Annotated in this window: 17 protein-coding genes and 1 pseudogene; 7 read left to right on the forward strand and 11 right to left on the reverse strand. The window is 73.7% G+C overall.

Annotation, left to right across the window (positions count from 1 at the left end):
- Positions 1-79 precede the first annotated feature (79 nt).
- From ACIPRD_RS22885 to ACIPRD_RS22895, 3 genes are all read right to left on the reverse strand, one after another.
- The gene (locus tag ACIPRD_RS22885; protein WP_401565509.1) at positions 80-733 is read right to left on the reverse strand and encodes a hypothetical protein; all 654 of its coding nucleotides are present in this window, start codon (positions 731-733) and stop codon (positions 80-82) included.
- Between the two features lie 34 nt (positions 734-767).
- Positions 768-3,125: a serine/threonine-protein kinase gene (locus ACIPRD_RS22890; protein ID WP_356404776.1), complete on the reverse strand. Its 2,358-nt coding sequence runs from the start codon at positions 3,123-3,125 to the stop codon at positions 768-770.
- Positions 3,126-3,338: 213 nt separating this feature from the next.
- Positions 3,339-4,097 (reverse strand): VOC family protein, encoded by a 759-nt coding sequence (locus ACIPRD_RS22895; RefSeq protein WP_356404774.1) that lies wholly within the window; start codon positions 4,095-4,097, stop codon positions 3,339-3,341.
- Between the two features lie 158 nt (positions 4,098-4,255).
- On the opposite strand from ACIPRD_RS22895, the gene ACIPRD_RS22900 reads away from it, so the two are divergent.
- The 3 genes from ACIPRD_RS22900 (at position 4,256) to ACIPRD_RS22910 (ending at position 7,312) form a co-directional block, all read left to right on the forward strand.
- Positions 4,256-4,891 carry a TetR family transcriptional regulator gene (locus ACIPRD_RS22900; RefSeq protein WP_401565795.1) on the forward strand — a complete coding sequence of 212 codons (636 nt, stop codon included), beginning with the start codon at positions 4,256-4,258 and terminating at the stop codon, positions 4,889-4,891.
- Between the two features lie 253 nt (positions 4,892-5,144).
- The gene (locus ACIPRD_RS22905; RefSeq protein WP_401565513.1) at positions 5,145-5,813 is read left to right on the forward strand and encodes a pyridoxal 5'-phosphate synthase; all 669 of its coding nucleotides are present in this window, start codon (positions 5,145-5,147) and stop codon (positions 5,811-5,813) included.
- 305 nt (positions 5,814-6,118) lie between these two features.
- Positions 6,119-7,312, forward strand: coding sequence for a flavin-containing monooxygenase (locus ACIPRD_RS22910; protein WP_401565515.1), 1,194 nt, complete (start codon positions 6,119-6,121; stop codon positions 7,310-7,312).
- A 56-nt stretch (positions 7,313-7,368) separates the two neighbouring features.
- Here ACIPRD_RS22910 and ACIPRD_RS22915 read toward each other — a convergent pair whose 3' ends face one another.
- Positions 7,369-8,688 carry an MFS transporter gene (locus tag ACIPRD_RS22915; RefSeq protein WP_356404767.1) on the reverse strand — a complete coding sequence of 440 codons (1,320 nt, stop codon included), beginning with the start codon at positions 8,686-8,688 and terminating at the stop codon, positions 7,369-7,371.
- Between the two features lie 104 nt (positions 8,689-8,792).
- Here ACIPRD_RS22915 and ACIPRD_RS22920 point away from each other — a divergent pair, with 104 nt between their 5' ends.
- A complete protein-coding gene (locus ACIPRD_RS22920) occupies positions 8,793-9,854 on the forward strand; it encodes a GlxA family transcriptional regulator (RefSeq protein ID WP_401565518.1) in 1,062 nt (353 codons plus the stop codon).
- Positions 9,855-10,226: 372 nt separating this feature from the next.
- Here ACIPRD_RS22920 and ACIPRD_RS22925 read toward each other — a convergent pair whose 3' ends face one another.
- The 3 genes and pseudogenes from ACIPRD_RS22925 to ACIPRD_RS22935 all read right to left on the reverse strand — a co-directional run bounded on the left by ACIPRD_RS22925 (position 10,227) and on the right by ACIPRD_RS22935 (position 11,896).
- Positions 10,227-10,670: an ATP-binding protein gene (locus ACIPRD_RS22925; protein WP_401565797.1), complete on the reverse strand. Its 444-nt coding sequence runs from the start codon at positions 10,668-10,670 to the stop codon at positions 10,227-10,229.
- Positions 10,671-10,775: 105 nt separating this feature from the next.
- A pseudogene (locus ACIPRD_RS22930) lies at positions 10,776-10,970 on the reverse strand (ATP-binding protein); the annotation flags it as partial.
- Positions 10,971-11,521: 551 nt separating this feature from the next.
- Entirely contained in the window at positions 11,522-11,896 is a 375-nt protein-coding gene (locus ACIPRD_RS22935) for an STAS domain-containing protein (protein ID WP_356404763.1), read from the reverse strand.
- Between the two features lie 337 nt (positions 11,897-12,233).
- Between ACIPRD_RS22935 and ACIPRD_RS22940 the strand changes: the two genes are divergently transcribed.
- Positions 12,234-12,806, forward strand: coding sequence for a sigma-70 family RNA polymerase sigma factor (locus ACIPRD_RS22940; RefSeq protein ID WP_356404761.1), 573 nt, complete (start codon positions 12,234-12,236; stop codon positions 12,804-12,806).
- Complete coding sequence (locus ACIPRD_RS22945) at positions 12,803-14,002, forward strand: MDMPI N domain containing protein (RefSeq protein ID WP_401565521.1); 1,200 nt, start codon at positions 12,803-12,805, stop codon at positions 14,000-14,002. The genes ACIPRD_RS22940 and ACIPRD_RS22945 overlap by 4 nt, the downstream gene beginning before the upstream one ends.
- A 95-nt stretch (positions 14,003-14,097) precedes the next feature.
- On the opposite strand, the gene purU is transcribed toward ACIPRD_RS22945, so the two are convergent.
- Both purU and ACIPRD_RS22955 read right to left on the reverse strand, forming a co-directional pair.
- The gene (purU, locus tag ACIPRD_RS22950) at positions 14,098-14,979 is read right to left on the reverse strand and encodes a formyltetrahydrofolate deformylase (RefSeq protein ID WP_356404757.1); all 882 of its coding nucleotides are present in this window, start codon (positions 14,977-14,979) and stop codon (positions 14,098-14,100) included.
- A gap of 89 nt (positions 14,980-15,068) precedes the next feature.
- On the reverse strand, positions 15,069-15,569 hold the full coding sequence (locus tag ACIPRD_RS22955) for a hypothetical protein (RefSeq protein ID WP_356404755.1): 501 nt from the start codon (positions 15,567-15,569) through the stop codon (positions 15,069-15,071).
- A 117-nt stretch (positions 15,570-15,686) separates the two neighbouring features.
- Between ACIPRD_RS22955 and ACIPRD_RS22960 the strand changes: the two genes are divergently transcribed.
- A complete protein-coding gene (locus ACIPRD_RS22960) occupies positions 15,687-17,027 on the forward strand; it encodes an ABC transporter substrate-binding protein (protein ID WP_401565524.1) in 1,341 nt (446 codons plus the stop codon).
- A gap of 82 nt (positions 17,028-17,109) precedes the next feature.
- Here the strand turns inward: ACIPRD_RS22960 and ACIPRD_RS22965 are convergent, their stop codons facing one another.
- Positions 17,110-18,636: a hypothetical protein gene (locus ACIPRD_RS22965; RefSeq protein ID WP_401565526.1), complete on the reverse strand. Its 1,527-nt coding sequence runs from the start codon at positions 18,634-18,636 to the stop codon at positions 17,110-17,112.
- Between the two features lie 200 nt (positions 18,637-18,836).
- Positions 18,837-20,222, reverse strand: a complete 1,386-nt coding sequence (locus tag ACIPRD_RS22970) for a transcriptional regulator (protein ID WP_356404748.1) — start codon at positions 20,220-20,222, stop codon at positions 18,837-18,839.
- Between the last annotated feature and the right edge of the window lie 81 nt (positions 20,223-20,303).

Raw genomic sequence — 20,303 nt, forward strand, 5'->3', positions numbered from 1 at the left:
ATGATGCCCGGCCCCCTTCGCCATGTCGTCGGGCCCCTTCGCCGTGCCGTCGGGCCCCTTCGCCGTGCCGTCCGGCCTCTCAGCGCCTGGCCTCGGCCTCCGGTTCCGCCGCGCAGCGGTCGACGGCGTCCCGGAACCGTTCGGCGACGGGCACCCGCGTCCTCTCGCTGCCCCTGGCCGCGACCGTGACGACCGGTGAGGAGGCGGACAGGACCTCGTTGCCGTGGACGTCGTAGAAGGTGACCGAGGCCCGGAAGCCGGCCTTGCCGCCGTTCGGGTTGGTGATCTCGACCGTCGCGTACGGCCGGCTCGCGGTGGCGCAGCTGATCAGTCTCACGGTCCCGTCCTGGAACGCCGTGCCGGACGAGGTGCCCGTGGGCGTGGACGTCGCCCGGTGCGTGGGCCGCCGGGTGCGGTAGGGGGTCCCGCCGCTGTCCTGGCCGCCGTCCGTGTCGCCGTACGACGGTGCTCCGTACGAGGAACCGCCGTACGAGGAGCCCCCGTCCGAGGAAGTTCCGTAGGACGAGCCGCCGGACGACGAACCGCCGCTGTACCCGCCGCCCGACGTCGAGCCGGACGAGGACGAACCGTCGTGGTCCTGGTGCGAACTGCTGCACCCGCCCCCGCTCCCCCCGCCGTGCCGGCTGTGGCCGTGGCGGGAGAAGCCGGTCAGTGCGAGCACGACCACTGCCAGTACCGCGGTGAACCTGAGTCTGCGCCCCCGGAGATTCATACGTTCAGCCTAGCGAGGCAGGGCTCCGCGGGGGTCAGGTCGTACGGGCCGTACCCGTTCCCTTCTCCGCGTCCAGCGCGTACACGCACCGGTCCTTGCTGCACGCGTACACCACACCGTCCTTGACGACCGGGGAGCCGGTGATCTCGCCGCCCGTGGCGAGCTTCCAGCGCAGCCGGCCGTCGTCGGCCTTCAGGGTGTACAGCAGGTGGTCGGTGGAGCCGAAGTGGATGCGGCCCTCGGCCACCGAGGGGGCGCCCACCACATCGCCGCCCGCCTGGAAACGCCACTTGGGCGTTCCGGTGACCGCGTCGAGGGTGTACAGGCCCTTGCCGCTGCCGACGTGGACGTGCCCGGCCGCGACCAGCACCGGTTCGACGGAGGCGCGGGACTCGGTGGCGATGCGCCAGCGGTCGCGGCCGTCGGCGGCGTCGAGGGCGTAGACCGTGCCGAGGTAGTCGGCCAGGTAGACACCGCCGCCGGTGACGGCCGGGCCGGGCGCGAAGGTGGGCGGGCACAGGAAGACCGCGGGCGCCTCGAAGTGCCAGCGGACCCTGCCGGTCGCCACGTCGACGGCGAGGACCCGCGAGCCCGCGCAGACGTAGACGTGCCCGTCGGGCGCGGGGGTGATGCGGACGGGCACGCCGCCGCAGGAGGCCGCGTCGCCGATGGGGTACGACCAGCGCTCGTCGCCGGTGCGGGCCTCCAGGGCGCGCAGCCGGGCGTCCTGCCAGACGTAGACGGTGCCGTCGTGGACGGCGGGGCCGGCCTCGGGGGACTCGAAGTCCGTCTGGCAGCCGGAGATCTCCCACAGCTTCCGGCCGCTCGACGCCTCCCACGCCTGCACGCCGCCCCCGCGGGTGCCGGTGACGACGGTGCCGTGGTCGGCCTTCAGGGAGTACACCCAGGCATCGGTGGACAGCCGCCACAGATCGCCGCCCTCGCGGGCGTCCAGGGCGAACAGGGTGGGGCCGTCGGAGGCGTGGATACGGCCGTCCGCGACCGCCATGGACCAGGCCACGTCACGCGTCTTGAAGCGGCGCCGGCCGGTGGCCACGTCCAGCGCGTGCACCTCGAAGGAGGTGACGTAGACGAGGTCGCCGGCGACGGACGGGGTGCCCCAGACGTCGTTGGACATGCGGAAGCGCCACGGGCGCCAGCCCGCGGACTCCGGGGGCAGCGCGGGGACGGGGGGTACGGCGGGGTCCGCGCCGTTGACGCCGGGGCGCGGGCGCGACCAGCCGGCGACCAGACCGGCCTCCGGCGGGGGCGCCTTGACGGCGGCGGCACGGGCGTCGGCGACGCGCGGCCCGGGGCCGATGGGCACCTGGGCGCCGGCCAGGCGGACCGGACCGGTGTCGGGACCGCCCACCGCGCTCGGCGCGCCGACGGGCGCGGGAGCCGGGACGGCGGGGTCGTACGACGGCGGCGGGGGCACGACGGGCCGGCCGCCGCTGCGCGGACCCGGGGCGGTGGGGGCGGGCTTGGCGGGCGGACGGCCGCCGCGGCGGGCCTCGATGAGCGCGACGGCCTTCTCGGGCAGCCACGCGGAGGCCGTGCCGCTGTCGTCCGAGCCGGAGCCGAACAGATGCGGGGCGAGCTGGGCCTGGAGGTCGGCGGGCGACGGACGCCCGGGGGCCTCCATCTGCATGCACGCCTCGATCAGCGGGCGCAGCTCGTCGGGCAGTCCGGTGACGTCCGGGCCCTCGCGCAGCAGCATGAACACCGTCTCGACCGGGTTGGCGCCGTGGAACGGCGGGTGTCCGGTGGCGGCGAAGACCAGGGTGGAGCCGAGCGAGAAGACGTCGCTGGCGCCGGTGACGCTGCGGGAGTCCTTGGCCTGTTCGGGTGACATGTAGGCCGGGGTGCCGACGGCGACGTTCGTCATCGTCAGACGGGTGTTCGAAACGCCGGACGCGATGCCGAAGTCGATCACCCGCGGCCCGTCCTCGACCACCAGCACGTTGGACGGCTTCAGGTCGCGGTGGACCAGGCCGGCGCCGTGGATGGACTGGAGCGCCTCGGCCACGCCCGCCGCGAGCCAGCGCACCGCCTGGGCCGGGAGCGGCCCGCACTCGTTCACTATCTCCTCGAGCGAGGGCGCCGGCACATAGGCCGTGGCCAGCCACGGCACCGCGGCGCGCGGGTCGGCATCGACCACGGCCGCCGTGTAGAAGCCGGACACCGCACGGGCCGCCTCCACCTCACGGGTGAAGCGGACCCGGAAGAGCTGGTCCTCGGCCAGCTCCGTGCGGACCGTCTTGATCGCCACGCGCCGACCCGACGCGGAACGCGCCAGATAGACCAGCCCCATGCCGCCGGCCCCCAGCCGGCCCAGCACCTCGAACGGCCCGATCCGCCGCGGATCGTGCTGCGTCAGCTGATCCACCACTTGCCTGCCACCTCCCCGTACGAGCCGCGCCACCCACATATGTACGCGACCGAAGTGCAGCGTCTCACCACCGCACCGCCATGGCGGCACGCACCCCGATTCTTCCTGGCCGGGCGGCCGGTTGCGAACCCGGCGACGAATCGGGGTGTCTCATGCCTCATACGGCCATTTCGCCGCCCCGATCCGCGCCCACCGCCGTCGTGGTGGCGCGCGTCACCGTTGCAGCAGCGCGAACGACGCCCCCTGATTGTCCGTGACGACGGCCACCCGTCCGTACGACGCCTCGAAGGGCGGCGCCTGCACCCGGCCGCCGAGCCGCCGGACGGTCGCCAGCGCCTCGGCGAGGTCCGCGACCCGGAAATGCGCGAGGAAGTGCGGGGGCATCTCGGCCGGGAAGACGTCGGTGACCTCGGCACGGCCGAAGTCGGGCTCGGCGCCCGCACCGAACAGGGCGTCGTGGAAGAGCGCGCCGTAGAAGCGGTTCGCGGCGGCGGTGTCGCGGGTGTACAGCTCGGCCCACACGAACGTGTCCGCCGCGTGCCGCAGCCCGAAACCCGGGTGGCTGCCCGGCTGCCACAGCCCGAACACCGCCCCCTCGGGGTCGGCCGCGAGCGCGGTCGTGCCGAGGCCGTCCACCGGGAACGGGGCCGTGACGAGCTGTCCGCCGGACGCCGTGATGCGCCGCCCCAGGGCGTGGGCGTCGGGGGTGGCGAAGTACACCGTCCACACGGTGGGCATCCGCCCGTCGGACTTGGGCGCGAGGGCGGCGACGGGGGCGCCGTCCAGCAGGGCCCACACGGATCCGCCGGCCGCCTCCTCGAAGGTCCACCCGAAAAGCTCACCGTAGAAACGCCTGCCCGCCTCCACGTCGGAGAGCTGCGCGTCCACCCAGCAGGGGACGCCCTCGCCGTACTCGGGTGACCCCGGCGAGGACGGCGTCCCCACCGGCTCCGATGCCCTGTTTTCGGCCATGTCGTCAAAGTAACCGGCTCTCGCGCGGCCCGCAGAGCGGGCCGTTCCACCCCCGCGGACCGGGTCACATCACCCTCAGTACACGCTCGCACCCCATTTGCAGTCGGCCGAATCGCGCTCAGATCACCCGTCGGTAAGCTGACGGCATGACAGGACAAGTGCGTACCGTCGACGGCCGCGTGGCCGGTCGACGTGGGCAGGCGACCCGGCAGAAGCTGCTCGACTGCCTCAGCGAGATGCTCAGCTCCTCCCCTTACCGGGACGTCAAGGTCATCGATGTCGCCCGGAAGGCGGGCACTTCGCCCGCGACCTTCTACCAGTACTTCCCGGACGTCGAAGGCGCCGTCCTGGAGATCGCCGAGGAAATGGCCGCCGAGGGCGCCGGATTGACCGAACTGGTCGCCGGGCGCAGTTGGGCGGGCAAGGCCGGCTGGCAGACCGCCCAGGAACTCGTCGACGGGTTCCTGGAGTTCTGGCGGAAGAACGACGCCCTTCTGCGGGTGGTCGATCTCGGTGCCGCCGAAGGGGATAAACGGTTCTACAAGATCCGTATGAAGATCCTGAACTCGGTGAACACCTCGCTCACCGAGTCCATCAAGGAACTCCAGTCCAAGGGGCGGATCGACAAGGACGTGAACCCGGCGGCCATCGCCGGTTCGCTGGTCGCCATGCTCGCCGCGGTGGCCGCGCACCAGAAGGGCTTCTCCTCCTGGGGCGTCAAGCAGGCCGAACTGAGGCCCAACCTGGCGCTGTTGATGTATCTGGGTGTGACGGGCAAGAAGCCGGCCAAGTAGCACGCGGCGCCGCGCGCCCCGCGCCGGCCTCCCTCCCGCTTCCAAGTCCTGTCTGGCAGGCGGTGGTCCACCCGGGTGGACCACCGCCTGTTCCCGTCTCCGGGGTACGCGCGGCCTCCGAGGGGCGCGGCCCGCCGGGGTGCGTGCGGCCTCCGGGGGGGGGCGCGGCCCGCCGGGGTGCGTGCCCCGCCGGACGCCTCGGCCTCCCGGGCCGCCCGACCCTCCGCCCCCGACGCAGGGGAATACTCGGCCCATGGCACAACAGGACCTGAACGACATGCTGCGCTCGCTGCGGGTGTGGGCACCCGGGGCGACCGAGCTGCGGCCCTTCGACCCGGACCAGGCGCCCCCGGCCCCGCTGCCGCTGTTCACGAGCTGGTTCGCGGAGGCCGTCGCGGCGGGCCAGCCCGAGCCGCACACGATGTCGCTGGCGACGGCGGACGCGGAGGGGCTCCCGGACGTACGCATCGTGATGCTGCACGGCGCCGACGCGGACGGCTGGTCCTTCGCCACCCACGCGACGAGCCGCAAGGGCCGCGACCTCGCCGCCCGCCCGTACGCCGCCCTCGCCTTCTACTGGCCGGCCCTCGGCCGCCAGGTGCGGGTGCGCGGCCCGGTGACCTCCGCACCCGCCCAGGAGAGCCAGGCCGACCTGCACGCCCGCTCCACGGGCGCCCTCGCGGCGGCGCTCACCGGGCGGCAGAGCGCGGAGCTGACCTCGCCGGAGGAACTGCGGCAGGCGTCCGAGGCCGCCTGGGAACGGGCCCGGAACCACCCGGACGAGCCCTCACCGACCTGGACGCTGTACCGGCTCCGCCCGGACACGGTGGAGTTCTTCCAGGGCGACCCCGACCGCCGGCACGTACGGCTGGAGTACCGGCGCTCGGAGTCCGGCTGGAGCAGGGGACTGCTCTGGCCGTGAGGACGGGCCTCCCGCGGCCCCCGTCAGGTCGGCGAACAGCAGCACCTCCGCCCCGGCCGCCCGCGCGGCACGGCTGACCCTCGGCGGTCACCGCACCCGCGTAACCGCGGCCCCGGCGAACTCCACGCGCCCGGGTCCTGATGGACCTGGCGCCGCGTCGCCCGCGCGAACTCCCCCGCCAGCGGCCGAACTCCACACACCCAGGACCCGCGCGTCTCTCAACTCCCCCACAGCCGTGATCGATTCGCAACCGATTCCGGTCTTGACCGAGACCCATCAACGGGGTGTGTGATTACGCTCGCGCTATGGCCGACTCCCGTCCCTCTTCCAAGCCCGCCGCGCAGCTGTCCGCGAGCCCCGCCGACCGACCCGTCTACGTCATAGGCGCCGGCCCCGGCGGACTCGCCGTCGCGTACGCGCTGCGGGCCCGGGGCGTCCGGGCGGTGGTGCTGGAGAAGTCGGACCGCGTCGGCGCGTCCTGGCGGCGCCACTACGACCGCCTCCACCTGCACACCACCCGCCGGCTGTCGGCCCTGCCCGGTCTGAAGATGCCCCGCAGGTTCGGGCGCTGGGTGTCCCGGGACGACGTGGTGCGCTACCTGGAGAAGTACGCCGAGCACCACGAGCTGGAGATCGTCACCGGCGTCGAGGTGTTCCGCGTCGAGCGGGCGGCGGACGAGGAGGCCGGCGGCTGGCTGCTGCACGCGTCCGGCGGACGTGAGCTGGCGGGCAGCGCGGTGGTCGTCGCGACCGGCTTCAACCACACCCCCCGCCTGCCCGAGTGGCCGGGCCGGGACGCCTACACGGGCGAGCTGCTGCACGCCGGGGAGTACCGCAACGCCCGGCCGTACGCGGACCGCGACGTGCTGGTCGTCGGGGTCGGCAACACCGGCGCCGAGATCGCCGTCGACCTGGTGGAGGGCGGGGCCTCCCGGGTACGGCTGGCCGTGCGCACCACCCCGCACATCGTGCGCCGCTCGACCGCGGGCTGGGCCGCCCAGCACACGGGCATCCTGGTCCGGCGGCTGCCCGTCGGCCTCGTCGACCGGCTCGCCCGGCCGATGGCGAAGGCCGCCACGCCCGACCTCTCCGACAAGGGCCTGCCCCGCCCCGACACCGGCCTGTACAGCAGGGTCAGACAGGGCGCCATCCCGGTCCAGGACGTCGGCCTCGTCGACGCGGTGCGAACCGGGAAGGTGGAGATCGTGGCCGCCGTCGAGGAGTTCGCGGACGGACAGGTCGTCCTCGCCGACGGCAGCCGGATCACGCCGGACGCGGTGATCGCGGCGACCGGCTACACCCGGGCCCTGGAGGGCCTGGTCGGGCACCTGGGCGTCCTGGACGAGCGGGGCCGCCCGGTGGCGCACGGGGCACGGACCCCGGCCGACGCCCAGGGCCTCTGGTTCACCGGTTTCACCAACCCCATCAGCGGCATGTTCAGGGAACTGGCGATCGACGCGGAGAAGATCGCGAAGGCGGTCGCGAAACGGTTCTCCTGAGGGGAGACACCCCCTGAGCCGGCCGCGGCCCCGGGTGCCTCCCCCGCGCCCCGCGCTCAGGACAGCGCGGGCAGCCGGGGTGCGGTGGGGAGCCGGCGGATGACCAGGGCCATGAGGGCCGCCGCCGCGCACAGGGCACCGGCGGCGTACCAGATCATGTCGTAGGAGCCGAAGACGTCCCGGCAGACGCCGCCGAGGTAGGCGACCAGGGCCGCGCCGATCTGGTGGGAGGCGAGGACCCAGCCGAAGACGATGGCGCTGTCCTCGCCGTAGTGCTCCCGGCACAGTGCGAGGGTCGGCGGGACGGTGGCCACCCAGTCGAGGCCGTAGAAGACGATGAAGAACAGCATCGGCGGGTGGATCTCGGAGCCGAGCAGCATCGGCAGGAAGAGCAGGGAGACGCCGCGCAGGGCGTAGTAGACGGCGAGCAGCCGGCGCGGGGAGAAGCGGTCGGTGAACCAGCCGGAGGCGATCGTGCCGACGACGTCGAACACCCCGATGACCGCGAGCAGCGAGGCGGCGGCGGTGACGGGCATGCCGTGATCGTGCGCGGCGGGCACGAAGTGGGTCTGGACCAGGCCGTTGGTGGAGGCCCCGCAGATCGCGAAGGTGCCGGCCAGCAGCCAGAACGGCCCCGTGCGCACCGCCGAGCCGAGCACGCCGAGCGTACGGCGGGCGGCACCGGTGACCGGGGGCGGCTTGGGGACGAACTCCCGCGCGCCGTACGGCGTGAGGCCCACGTCGGCCGGGTGGTCGCGCAGCAGGATCCACACGAAGGGGACCACGGCGAGGGCGGCCAGGGCGACCGTGACGGCGGCCGGGCGCCAGCCGTGGCTCTCCACCATCCAGGACAGCAGCGGCAGGAAGATGAGCTGGCCGGAGGCGGAGGCGGCGGTCAGGATGCCGCTGACCAGACCGCGCCGCTCGGTGAACCAGCGGTTGGTGACCGTCGCGGCGAACGCGAGCGCCATGGCCCCGGCGCCCAGGCCGACCACCACGCCCCAGCAGAGCATCAGCTGCCAGGGGGCCGTCATCCACACGGTCAGTCCGGAGCCGAGGGCTATCGCGGTCAGCGCGACGGCGACGACCCGGCGGATGCCGAAGCGGTCCATCAGCGCGGCCGCGAAGGGGGCGGTGAGCCCGTACAGGGCGAGGTTGACGGAGACGGCGGCACCGATCGTGCCGCGCGACCAGTCGAACTCCCGGTGCAGGGGATCGATCAGCAGGCCGGGCAGCGAGCGGAAGGCCGCCGCGCCGATGATGGTGACGAAGGTGACCGCGGCGACGAACCAGGCGCGGTGCACGCGGCGGCGCCGGTCGGCCGGGTCCCCCACGGGGCCGGAGGCGGGGACGGTGGCGTCGGTTGTCTGAGTCACGTCGTCCAGGATCGGGCCGTGGCCCGGCCGCATCGAGTGGCCGGAAGGACATCATTGGCTAGGATCGGGCCACGCCTGTCCGTGCCGGTGAGGAGTGTCGAGCCATGGCCGTCCCCGAGGAGTACCGCCCGCACCGCGTCGCCGTCCTGGCCCTGGACGGTCTGATCCCCTTCGAGCTGGGCATCCCCCACCGGATCTTCAGCCGCCCCAGGGACGCCGCCGGCCGCCCGCTGTACGAGGTGGTGACCTGCTCGGTCCGGCCGCCCGGTCCGGTCGCGACCAGCGCCGACTTCAGCCTGCACGTCGTCCACGGCCCGGAGGCCCTGGCCACGGCCGACACCGTGATCGTCCCGGCGTCGTACGAACTCGGCCCGCTCTACGAGGAGGGCAGGCTCACCGACGACCTGGCCGGCGCGCTCGCCCTCGTCCGTCCCGGCACCCGGCTCGCCTCGATCTGCATCGGCGGGTACGTCCTCGCGGCAGCCGGTCTCCTCGACGGGCGCCCGGCGACCACGCACTGGGCGCACGCCGAGCACTTCCAGCGGATGTTCCCGAAGGTCCGGGTGAACGCGGAGGTGCTGTTCATCGACGACGGGGACGTGCTGACCTCGGCCGGGGTGGCCGCCGGGATCGACCTGTGCCTGCACATGCTGCGGCGCGACCACGGCACGGCGGTCGCCAACGACGTCGCCCGCAGCACGATCGTCCCGCCGCACCGCGACGGCGGCCAGGCCCAGTACATCCGGCGTCCGCTGCCCGAGCCGCAGCTCGCCACGACGACGGGCGCCCGCGCCTGGGCCCTCGACCGGCTGCACGAACCCATCCAGCTGCGGGACATGGCCGAACGCGAGGCCATGTCGGTACGCACCTTCACCCGGCGCTTCCGCGAGGAGGCCGGGGTCAGTCCGGGGCAGTGGCTCACCGGGCAGCGCGTCGAACGCGCCCGGCATCTGCTGGAGTCCACCGACCTGTCCGTCGACCAGGTGGCCCGCGACTGCGGCTTCGGCACCGCCCAGTCGATGCGCCAGCACCTCCAGCAGGCGCTGGGAGTGACCCCGACGGCATACCGGCGCACCTTCCGCGCGGGAGCGGCCGGGGCGGACTCGGTCGGGGCGGATCCGGTCGGGGCGGATGCGGACGCGGGGGTAGTGGGGGCGGCGGACTGAGCGGGTCCCTCGCGGCGACCGTCCGTCCACAGCCTGTGGACGGGAAGAAGCGAACTCCGGCCGCGGGTACGGGATGCGGGCCGCGACGCACGGTCCGGCTCACGGCTCGGGACGCCGGCGCCGGTCCCGTCCGGTGGGTGCCAGTTGGCGGCGCACCCCCCTGCGCCCGCCTGCCACCGCCAACCGGTGCGACTCACACTCGGCGAGGACCACCGTCCCCCGAGCCCTCGCCGTCCCCTCGCGGCGAATCACCGCTCACCAGCGTGTTCAAACGCCGACCGGACGTCAACACCGGTGCGCGGCCGATGACGAACGGCCTCGTCGGAACCGACCGCGCACGGGTGCACGCCCGGCGCACGGGGACGGCGGGGTCTACACCGCCTCGAAGGCGAGGCCCTCGAACGCGGCCGTTCCGCTCCCGTACGCCGTCTCCGCGCCCTCCCGGCCGCCCGGACAACGGTCCAGTTCGCACCAGATGCTCTTGCCGGCCCCTTCGGGACTCCAGCCCCAGCGGTCGGCGAGACAGTCGACGAGCGCGAGGCCGCGCCCGCCGGTGGCCTCGCCGCCGGCACAGCGCGGGACAGGGGCGCGGGAACTGGTGTCGGCCACTTCGAGGCGCACGGTGGCGGTGGCGGCCGAGGAGGCTGCGGCTGCTGCAGAGGCGGTGGTGGCGGCGGCCGCCACCGGCTCCGGTGTGCCGCGGTCTCCCGGCGCGGCGGGGATGCCGTTCCGCGTGTCCCGGCCGTCCCGGACGACCGGTGCTCCCGGCGTTCCGGGCGCACCGGACGCTTCCCACGCGGCCCGCGTCCCCTGTATGCCCGGCGCGTCCGGGAGAGGCGTGTCCGGGGCGGCACCGGCCGCAGGCCCGTCCGCCCGCCCGTCCGCGGGATCCGGAGCCGCGGTGTCCGGCCGGACCGCTCCGCCGGGCAGCGAGAGCCGGAGCACGGCCGGGCGCCCGGTGTGCACCACCGCGTTGGTCACCAGCTCGGAGACGAGCAGGATCAGGGTCTCGGCCAGCGGCTCGTCGGCCTCTATACCGAGCCCGGCGAGCCGCGAGCGGGCCCATCGCCTCGCCCGCCCCACCTCCGCGGGGTCGGGCCGGATCTCCAGCTGCACTTGAAGCACCTGCACCGCTCACACCATCCGAACCGGCGGACACATGACCCCACGCCACCTGGACATCGCGGCGCGAACCGCGACGAGCAGCGCGACCAGGGCCACGATCGTAGCCATTTTCTGCATGGCCAGAACAACGGCCAGAGCAAGGGTCACGGAACGTGATTCCCTTACGAGACAGCATGGTTGACGTACAGTCACCCCAACAAGCGCTTCGGGCATATTCCAGCGCGAAGGAGTACGCGTGCGGCATACTGTGCGACGCGTCTGCCGGGGAGTCGAACGGGTGGGGCCGAAGGCCCCTGTCACCCCTGGAACAGCGGCGCGCACCGCGTGACGCGGGGACGCCCCAAGGGCACCACCGGCACGGCTCGTGCTCGCAGCCACTCGCATCTCACACAAGGTACCCGAGGGGGCCGCCGACTCCGTGCCGTGACGAGTCACGCGATGGACACAACCCGATATCAACGCTCCGTAATTCCGGTTGCGCCACGATCCGCGACATCGTGGGCCATGGATCCGGCCCCGGCGCGGTGCGCGGCGGCCCGCGGTCAGGCGGAGAGCGGGTCCGCCTCGTCGGCGACGGCCGCCTCCACGTCGGGGCGCACGTCGAACAGGCGGCGGACGCCGAGCGCACCGAGCACCCGGTTGACGTGCGAGCCGTCGTCCGCACCCCGGTCGGGCAGGATCAGCCGCAGCCGGCCCTGGCAGGAGCGGATCAGCCGGCGGGCGGCGATGAGGACGCCGACCCCGCTGGAGTCGCAGAAGAAGACCTCCGAGAGGTCGAGCACCAACTGGTGGTGGCCTTCGGCGACGACGTCGTGCACGCGCTGGCGCAGGACCGGTGAGGTCACCAGGTCCAGCTCACCCGCCACCCGGAGCACCGCCCATTCGCCCCTTTCGGTGCCGGTCACTTCGAATCCCACGGCCCTGCCCTCCGCTCGCCGGATCTCCCGGAACCGCCCGGAAACGGAAGCAGTTCCTCCGATTGTCGTCTTCTCCGCGCGGCTGCCCAGCGGCGGTTCCCTGAAACCCTGAACGACAAACCGATGGCGATCGGCAAGGGACTTGTTTCGGTCACTGTCAATCCTGTTCGATCAGAGTCGCGCACGCCTTGTGTGAAGGTTGTGTGAAGAGGGCACTATCACCTGCGGCGCGGGGAGGGGCGCACATTGACACAAAGGGGCGTGCGCTGTCTGACGTGCCGACTACATTCGAGAGGACGGCACGGACAGGCTGGACGTGGGCGAGGGGAGGGACCGCATGGCGACGACGGACGTATCGCCCCGCTGGGACCGCAAGATGCAGCAGCGGCTCGCACGCGGTGAGGCCGCCGCCCTCGGCGAGCTCTACGACCGCTTCGCCTCGCTCGTGCACAGCCTCGCCCACCGCGTCCTCGGCGAGGAGCGCGCGGCCGACGGCCTCACCCGTGAGGTCTTCGCCCATCTCTGGGAGCACCCCGAGACCTACGACCCCCGGCAGGGCCCGCTGCGCAACTGGATCGCCTCGGTGACCCGGCGGCTGGCCGTGCAGCGGCTGCGCGACAACGAGACGGCCGCGCTCACCCGGGGCGAGAGCGGCTCCCCGGAGGAACTGGAGAGCAAGGTGCGCCACGCCGCGGTCGCCGCCCGCGCCGACTACATCGTCCACTCCATGCCCGCCCCGCTGCGCGCCGCCCTGGAACTGGCCTACGTCCAGCGCCGCGACTACCGCCAGACCGCCGCCGACCTCGGCGTCACCGAGGACGAGGCACGGCGCCGGCTCCGCCTCGGCCTGCAACTGCTCTCGACCGCGCACGACGCCGGCACCCCGCCGGAGTACGGAGGCGCGGCATGAGCGGCGCGGGACCGTCCGAGGCCCACGGCGGAGGGCCGCTGCCCGGCCCCACCGGGTGGGAGGAGCCCGTACCCGTACCGCTCGGCCTGTCGCACGACGTCCTGAAGTCGCTGCTCGGCGCGTGGGCCCTGGCCGCCTGCTCGGCGGCGGAGACGGCCGCCGTCGAGGACCATCTCGGCGACTGCGGGGCCTGCGCGGACGAGGCACGCCGGCTGCGCGAGGCGGTCGGCCTGCTGCACCAGCCCGAGCCCCTCGACCTCGATCCCGGCCTGCGCACCCGCGTCCTGGAGAGCTGCCTGGACCGCCGTCCGCCGCGCATCCCGGTGCCCGGCTGGGCCGCGCCCTACGACGCCGAGACCGCGCGGCTGGACGCGCTGCTCCAGGACTTCGGCGACTCCGAGTGGCACGCGCCCGTACGGCTGCGGTGGTTCGAGGCCGACACGCCCGCGAGCCGCCGTACGACGGTGGCCGGGGTGATCGCGCACCTGATGTCCGTCGACGGGCTGGTCGCCATGGCGCTGGGGCTCGGGGACCCGCTGGCCGAGGTGGCCTCGGCGCGGGAGCCGGGGCCGACCGGGCGCACCGAGGCGTTCTGGCGGGCCTCGCACTTCCCGCCGACCCGGTCCGTGCGGACGCCCTGGCGGGAGCAGAGCCACCACCTGGTCCGCACGGCGTCCTTCACCGGCGGCAGCGCGGGCGGCTTCGGGGTGTCGTACGGCGACTTCGAACTGCCGTTGCACGACGCGCTGCTGGACCGCGCCTTCGAGTGCTGGGTGCACGCCGAGGACATCGCGGACGCGGTCGACTACCCGTACGACCCGCCCGCGCCCCGGCACCTGAACAAGATGATCGACCTGGCGGCCCGCATGCTCCCCGTGGCTCTGGCCGGGCGCCGGCGGGCCGGTCTGTCCGCCCCCGGGCAGACACCGCACCTGGTCCCGGCCGGAGCGCCCGGCCGCAGCCTGCGCCTGGAGATCGAGGGCGACGCGGGAGGGCAGTGGATGATCCCGTTGGACTCCCCCGCCGCGCAGGGCTCCGCCGACCACGAGGTGGCCCATGTGGCCCTGGACGGCGTCGAGTTCTGCCGCCTCGCCGCGGGACACATCTCCCCCGAGGAGGCGGCCGCCGGCCAGGACGGCGACCGCGAGGTGATCCGGGACGTGCTGTACGCGGCGGCGGGGCTGAGCCGCATGTGATTCCGCCGGGGCCCGCGGGAAGGGGCTCCGGCGGACTCCGCCGTATGTCTCAACCGGGCACCGCCGTGCGGCTCAGGCCGGCACCGGCGTGCGGATCAGGCGAAGACCACCGTGCGGCGGCCGTTCAGCAGGATCCGGCGTTCCGCGTGCCACTTCACCGCACGCGCCAGCGCCTGGCACTCCACGTCGCGGCCGACCGCGACCAGCTGGTCCGGGGTGGCCTCGTGGCCGACGCGCTCGATCTCCTGCTCGATGATCGGGCCCTCGTCGAGGTCCGCGGTGACGTAGTGGGCGGTGGCACCGATCAGCTTCACGCCCCGCGCGTGCGCCTGGTGGTAGGGCTTCGCACCCTTGAAGCTCGGCAGGAACGAGTGGTGGATGTTGATGATCCGGCCGCTGAGCTGCTTGCACAGGTCGTCCGAGAGGACCTGCATGTACCGCGCGAGGACCACCAGTTCGACGTTCTCCTCGCGGACGATCTCCAGCAGCCGCGCCTCCGACTGCGCCTTGGTCTCCTTCGTCACCGGGATGTGGTGGAAGGGGACGTTGTACGACCGCACCAGTTCCTCGAACTCGGTGTGGTTGGAGACCACGGCCGCGATCTCGACCGGCAGCGCGCCGGTCCGCGCCCGGAAGAGCAGGTCGTTCAGGCAGTGCCCGAACTTGCTGACCATGAGCACGATGCGCATCTTCTCGTCGGCCCGGTTGATCTGCCAGTCCATCTGGAAGGAGTCACCGATCGCCGCGAAGCTCGCCCGCAGCTTCTCCGCCGTCACCGGGACCTCGGCCGAGAAGTGGACCCGCATGAAGAACAGGCCCGTGTCGTGGTCACCGAACTGCTGGCTGTCCTCGATGTTGCAGCCGGTCATGAACAGGTAGCTCGAGACGGCGTGCACGATGCCCTTCTTGTCAGGGCAGGAGAGGGTGAGGACGTACTGGTCCGAAGGCGCGACGGCGCCGCTGGGCTGCTCGTTCATACACCACAGAGTCTCACGGGGGCCCGCCGCCGGGGCGAGCCGTCCGCCGGTCGGACCGGGTCGTGTCCGGACTCGCCGCCCGGCGGTGTTCAGGCGGCCCGGGTCACGATCCGCAGGACCTCCAGGCTGCGCGGCGGGCCCTCGGGGTCGTCCCCGTCGCTCGTCGCGAGCCGCAGATGGGCGTCCCGCGCCGCCCGCACGGCCTCCGGCCAGGCGTGGTGTTCGAGGTAGGCGGCGACCGGCGCGTCGGGACCGACCTGGTGCATGATCCGCAGCACCCGCAGCACGGCGGTGTCGACGAGCGCCGCCTCCTGCGAGTCCCGGAAGATCGTGCCGACGTATTTCTCGGCGGACCAGTTGTCCAGCCAGGTGTCCTCCACCAGCCGGTAGACGGCGTCCGTCACGTCGCCGTATCCGTCGACGCCGGCCAGCCAGACGTCCCGCTGGAACGCCGGGTCGGAGAGCATGTGCAGCGCGGAGCGCACATTGCAGCGCCAGCGCCACCACGGCATGTCGTTGAGAGGCATGGCGCCCATGGTGGAGGAGCGACGGCCGCGACGGGAAGAGTTCTCCGAACCTTGCACGGTCATCGATCGTACGTTCCGCGTCCCCCGCGCCTCACAGGCCCCCGCAATTCACCTGTGCGTCACCTCTCGTCGACCGAGGGTCACTCCTGGGTTAGCGATGTGAGGGAATCGTGCGTGTCCATGACCGGCAGGCCACGCAAGCGCAGCACCTTCCTCCCCCCGCTTCCCCGCCCCGTCCGCGCCGCCGCGCTCGCCGCGGGCGCGCTGGCCGTGTGCGCGCTGGCCGTGTGCGCCGCGCTCACCGCAGGGTGCGGCATCGTCCCCGGCACCGCGGGCGGCGCGGACGAGGGCCCGATCAAGGTGATGACCTGGGCCCCCCAGAACACCGACGCCACCAACAAGCCCGGCATGCCCGCCATGGCCGTGGCCTACGCGAAGTGGATCAACGCGAACGGCGGTGTCCACGGCCGCAGACTCGACGTCCTGACCTGCAACGACCACAACAGCAGCGTGGGCGCGGCACGGTGCGCGCGGCGCGCGGTGACCGAGGGCGCGGTCGCGGTGGTCGGCTCCTACAGCCAGTTCGGCGACTCCTTCCTCGCCCCGCTGGAGGGAGCCGGCATCCCCTACATCGGCGGCTACGGCGTCACCAACGACGAGTTCACCGGCGCCATGTCGTACCCCGTCAACGGCGGCCAGCCCGCGCTCCTGGCGGGTCTCGGCAAGGCACTGGCCGGCACCTGCGGCCCCGTGAGCCTGATCCGCCCCGACAGCATCGCGGGCGACGCCCTGCCCCCGATGCTCGACTCGGGCCTGAAGCAGGGCGGCCACGCGGACGCGGGCGACCAGCTCGCCGCGGAGAACTCCACGCAGTACGACGACCAGTCCGAGCGGGCGCTGCGGTTCGCGACCACGGGCACCACGCGCCAGGGGTGCGTGGTGCCCGCGCTCGGAGACCGCACCGACACCTTCATGGACTCCTTCCGCCGGGCCCGCGACGACTTCCCCAAGGTGCGGACCGCGACCGTGCTGGGCAGCGTGGACCAGACCGTCATCAACGCCACGGGCGGCGCGGAGGGGCCGTACGAGGGGGCGTACATCACCGCCTGGTACCCGGTGGCGTCCGATCCGCGCTGGGATCCGATGAAGAAGGTGATCAGCAAGGAGGCGTTCGGCGACAACCGCATCGACCCCGCGGACGCCGGCGTGCAGACCACCTGGATCGCCTACACCGTGCTGATGGCCGCCCTGGACAAGATCGCCGAGGGTGAGGTGGGCCCGGACACCGTCCGGCACACGCTCGACCACGGCCTGAAGGTGTCGACCGGCGGCCTCACCCCGACCCTGCACTGGCCCGACCGGACCGTGCTCGCCGCGGTCGGCTTCCCGCGCCTCGTCAACGCCGACGTCACCCTCCAGGTGGTCCGCGACGGCAGGCTCGTCGCGGCGAAGGGCGGCCAGGGAGGGCCCGACGGGGTCACGGACATGACCAGAACGCTGGAGACCGCGGACGTCGACTGACGTCCGCACGCGCGGGTGGCGCCCTTCCCGGCCGGGGAGGGCGCCACCGGCGTTCCCGGCCGGAGGCGGCCGGGAACGCCGGTCACAGCTGGGTCGGCTGGCGCTGGGTGAGGCCGTACTTGCCGGCGATGGCGTTCCACAGGCCGGCCGCCTTGGCCTTCTGGGCGCTGGCGGTGACGCTCGCCTGGTCGCCCGCCTGCGTCTGGCCGGTGGGGCGGGCGTGGCCGTGGGGGCAGCCCTTCTTGCCGTGGCCCGCCTGGTCGGCCCAGGCCGCGTAGTGGTTGTCGGCGGAGGCCGAGGCCTGCCAGGCCCGGGTGAGGGAGGCGGACAGCTCGGCGTTGCCCGGCAGCTTGTCCACGGACAGCTGGCCGAGCCGGGTGACCAGGTCGGCGCGCTGCTTGGCGGCGGAGCGCAGGTCGGCGGCCGCCTGGTCGAGGTTGTCGCACTGCTTGATGTTGCCCACGGCCCGGATCACGGAGGCACGGCTGCCGCCGCTGTCGGCGAGCAGCCGGTCCAGGTCGACCGCCTGCTGCTTGGCGGGGTCGGCTCCGGCGGGCGGGGCGGAGGAGGGCTGGGTGGCCGGGGAGGACACGGACGCGGCCGGCTTGCTGTCGTCGCTCTTGTCGTCGCCGCCCCCGCTGAACAGCGCGCCGGCGCCGACACCTATGACGATGATGCCGACACCGACGGCGGCTATCAGCGGCAGCCGCGAACCGGTCCGGCCGCCGCCGCGGCGGCCGCCCTCGTCGTCCATCGACATGGGGTACGACGACTGCTGGGGCAGCACCGGTGCCGGGTAGGAGTCCTCGACGCGCGGCATCTGCTGCGTGGCGCCGGCCGGGCCGCCCGCGGGGGCGCCGCGGAAGAGGTTGTCGAACTCGGCGGGGGGCTGCCGCTCCCCGCCCTGGTCGGTGACCGGCGGGATGTACTGCGTGGCCTGCTGGTCCAGGCCCGGCTGCTGTCCGTGCCCGGCGTACGGGTCGTGCGCCCCGGGTCCCTCGGGCGGCAGGGCGCCCGCCGCCACCGGCGGGATGTACTGCGTGGCGCCCTCGTCCGCGCCGCCGGCCGGGACCGGGGGCAGGTACTGGGTCGCGCCCTCGGGCGCGCCGCCCTGGGCGGGCACCGGCGGGATGTACTGCGTCGCGCCGTCGGCCGCGGGCAGCGGGGCGCCAGCCGCCGGATAGGCGGGCGGCAGCGGAGCGCCGTGGGAGGCGTACTGCTGCTGGTACGGGTCGGGGGCGCCGTAGGCGGGCTGTCCGCCGCCCTGGCCGTACCCCTGGTTCTGGGCGTGCGGCTCGTAGCCCTGCGCGCCGTACGGCTGGGCCGGGGCGCCCTCCGGGGGCAGCGGGCCGGCGCCGTCGGCGCCCTGGGCCTGCTGCTGGGGCTGCCACTGCTGTCCCGCGGCCTGCGGCCAGCCCTGGTCCTGCTGGGGCGCGTGGTCCCCGCCGGGACCCCACGAACCGCCCCACGCCTGACCGCCCGCCGGGGCGGCGGGCGCGGGCGCGCCCGTCATGCCGGGCAGCAGCGGTGCGCCTCCGTCGGAGGGCAGCACGATGCCTTCGTGCGCGGGCTGCGCCGAGGGCTCATCGCCCTGTCCACTCTGCGTCACCAGGACTCCTACGATTGGGGGACCTTCGGAATCGTCGGCTCACGCTACCGGGTCCCCCGAGCCGGGTGCCACGCAGCTCAGGGCGCGATCTACTTCCCTGTGACAGCAGTAACAAAACCACCCCGCGATGCGCTGTTCATGGCGACCGCGCTTCCGCGGGCGCCGTTTCCCCTCCGTTCACGCGCTCGCGGGGCTGGTGTTCAGGCGGCCTGCCGGAGGTCGAGGCGGGCTCCGAACTCCCGGACCACCGCCTCGTCCCGGAACGGTTCGAGGCGCTGCTGAAGGTCCTCCAGGTACTCGGCGCCCCGGCCCGAGCGGAGCGTCTCCAGCAGTTCCACCGCCTTCAGACCCGCGTGGCAGGCCTGCTCGATCTCGCGCCGCTGCACATGGGCCGAGGCCAGCAGCACATGGCCGATGGCGCGGCGCCGGGCGCGGGTCTCCGGATGCCCGGCCAGGGACTGCTCGGCGTACCGGGCCGCCGCGTCGGCCTGGCCGAGGTCGCGGTGGCAGTGCGCCAGCTCGTCGGCGAGATAGGCCTCGTCGAAGTGGGAGATCCACACCGGGTCGTCCCCGGAGGCCGCGTCCGCCTGCTCCATCGCCGAGATCGCCCGCCCGGAGGCCGCGTGGGCGGCGTGGGTGTCGCCGAGCAGGGCGTGTCCGCGGGCCTCGGCCGCGTGGAACATCGCCTCCGCCCGCGGCGTCACCCGCCCCCGTGCCCCTTCCTGCGCGGCCCGCGCCAGCTGGGCGATCTCGCGGGGGTTGCCGAGCTGGGCAGCCAGGTGGCTCATGGAGGCGGCCAGCACATAGCCGCCGTAGCCGCGGTCGCCGGCCGCCTGCGCCAGGCGCAGCGACTGGATGTAGTAACGCTGGGCGAGCCCGGGCTGACCGGTGTCGACGGCCATGTACCCGGCCAGTTCGGTCAGCCGGGCGACCGTGGCGAACAGCTCGCGCCCGACCGCCTCCCGGTAGGACCCGGCGAGGAGCCCGGAGACGACGCTGTTGAGGTAGTGCACGACGACCGGGCGCACATGCCCGCTGCCGTACTGGTGGTCGAGGTCCACCAGGGCCTGGGTCATGGACCGCACGGCCGCCACGTCGGACAGGCCCACGCGCGGGCCGGCCTGCCGGGCCACCTGGGCGTCCGGCGCCGAGATCAGCCAGTCCCGGCTGGGCTCGACCAGCGCGGAGGCGGCGACCGAGGAGCCGGACAGGAAGTCCCGCCGGCCCACGTCGCTGCGCCAGAGCTCGCAGACCTGCTCGATGGCCCCGAGCACGGTGGGCGAGAACTGGAGGCCTACCCCCGAGGCGAGGTTCTTGCCGTTGGCCATCCCGATCTCGTCGATGGTGACCGTGCGGCCGAGTTTGCGGCCGAGCGCCTCCGCGATGATCGCGGGGGCCCGGCCGCGCGGCTGCTGGCCGCGCAGCCAGCGGGCCACGGACGTCTTGTCGTAGCGCAGGTCGAGGCCGTGCTCGGCGCCGCACATGTTGACCCGCCGGGCCAGCCCGGCGTTCGAACACCCCGCTTCCTGGATGAGCGCCTGCAGCCGTTCGTTGGGCTGCCTCGCCACGAGAGGCCTTGCGGCCATGAGCTACCCCCTGCGAACCCTGGAACGTGGAGATCCCTCCGGGAAAAATCCGGTCATGAAGATCGATGCCCCGTTGACATA

Source organism: Streptomyces sp. NPDC090108, assembly GCF_044747185.1.
Lineage (GTDB): Bacteria > Actinomycetota > Actinomycetes > Streptomycetales > Streptomycetaceae > Streptomyces.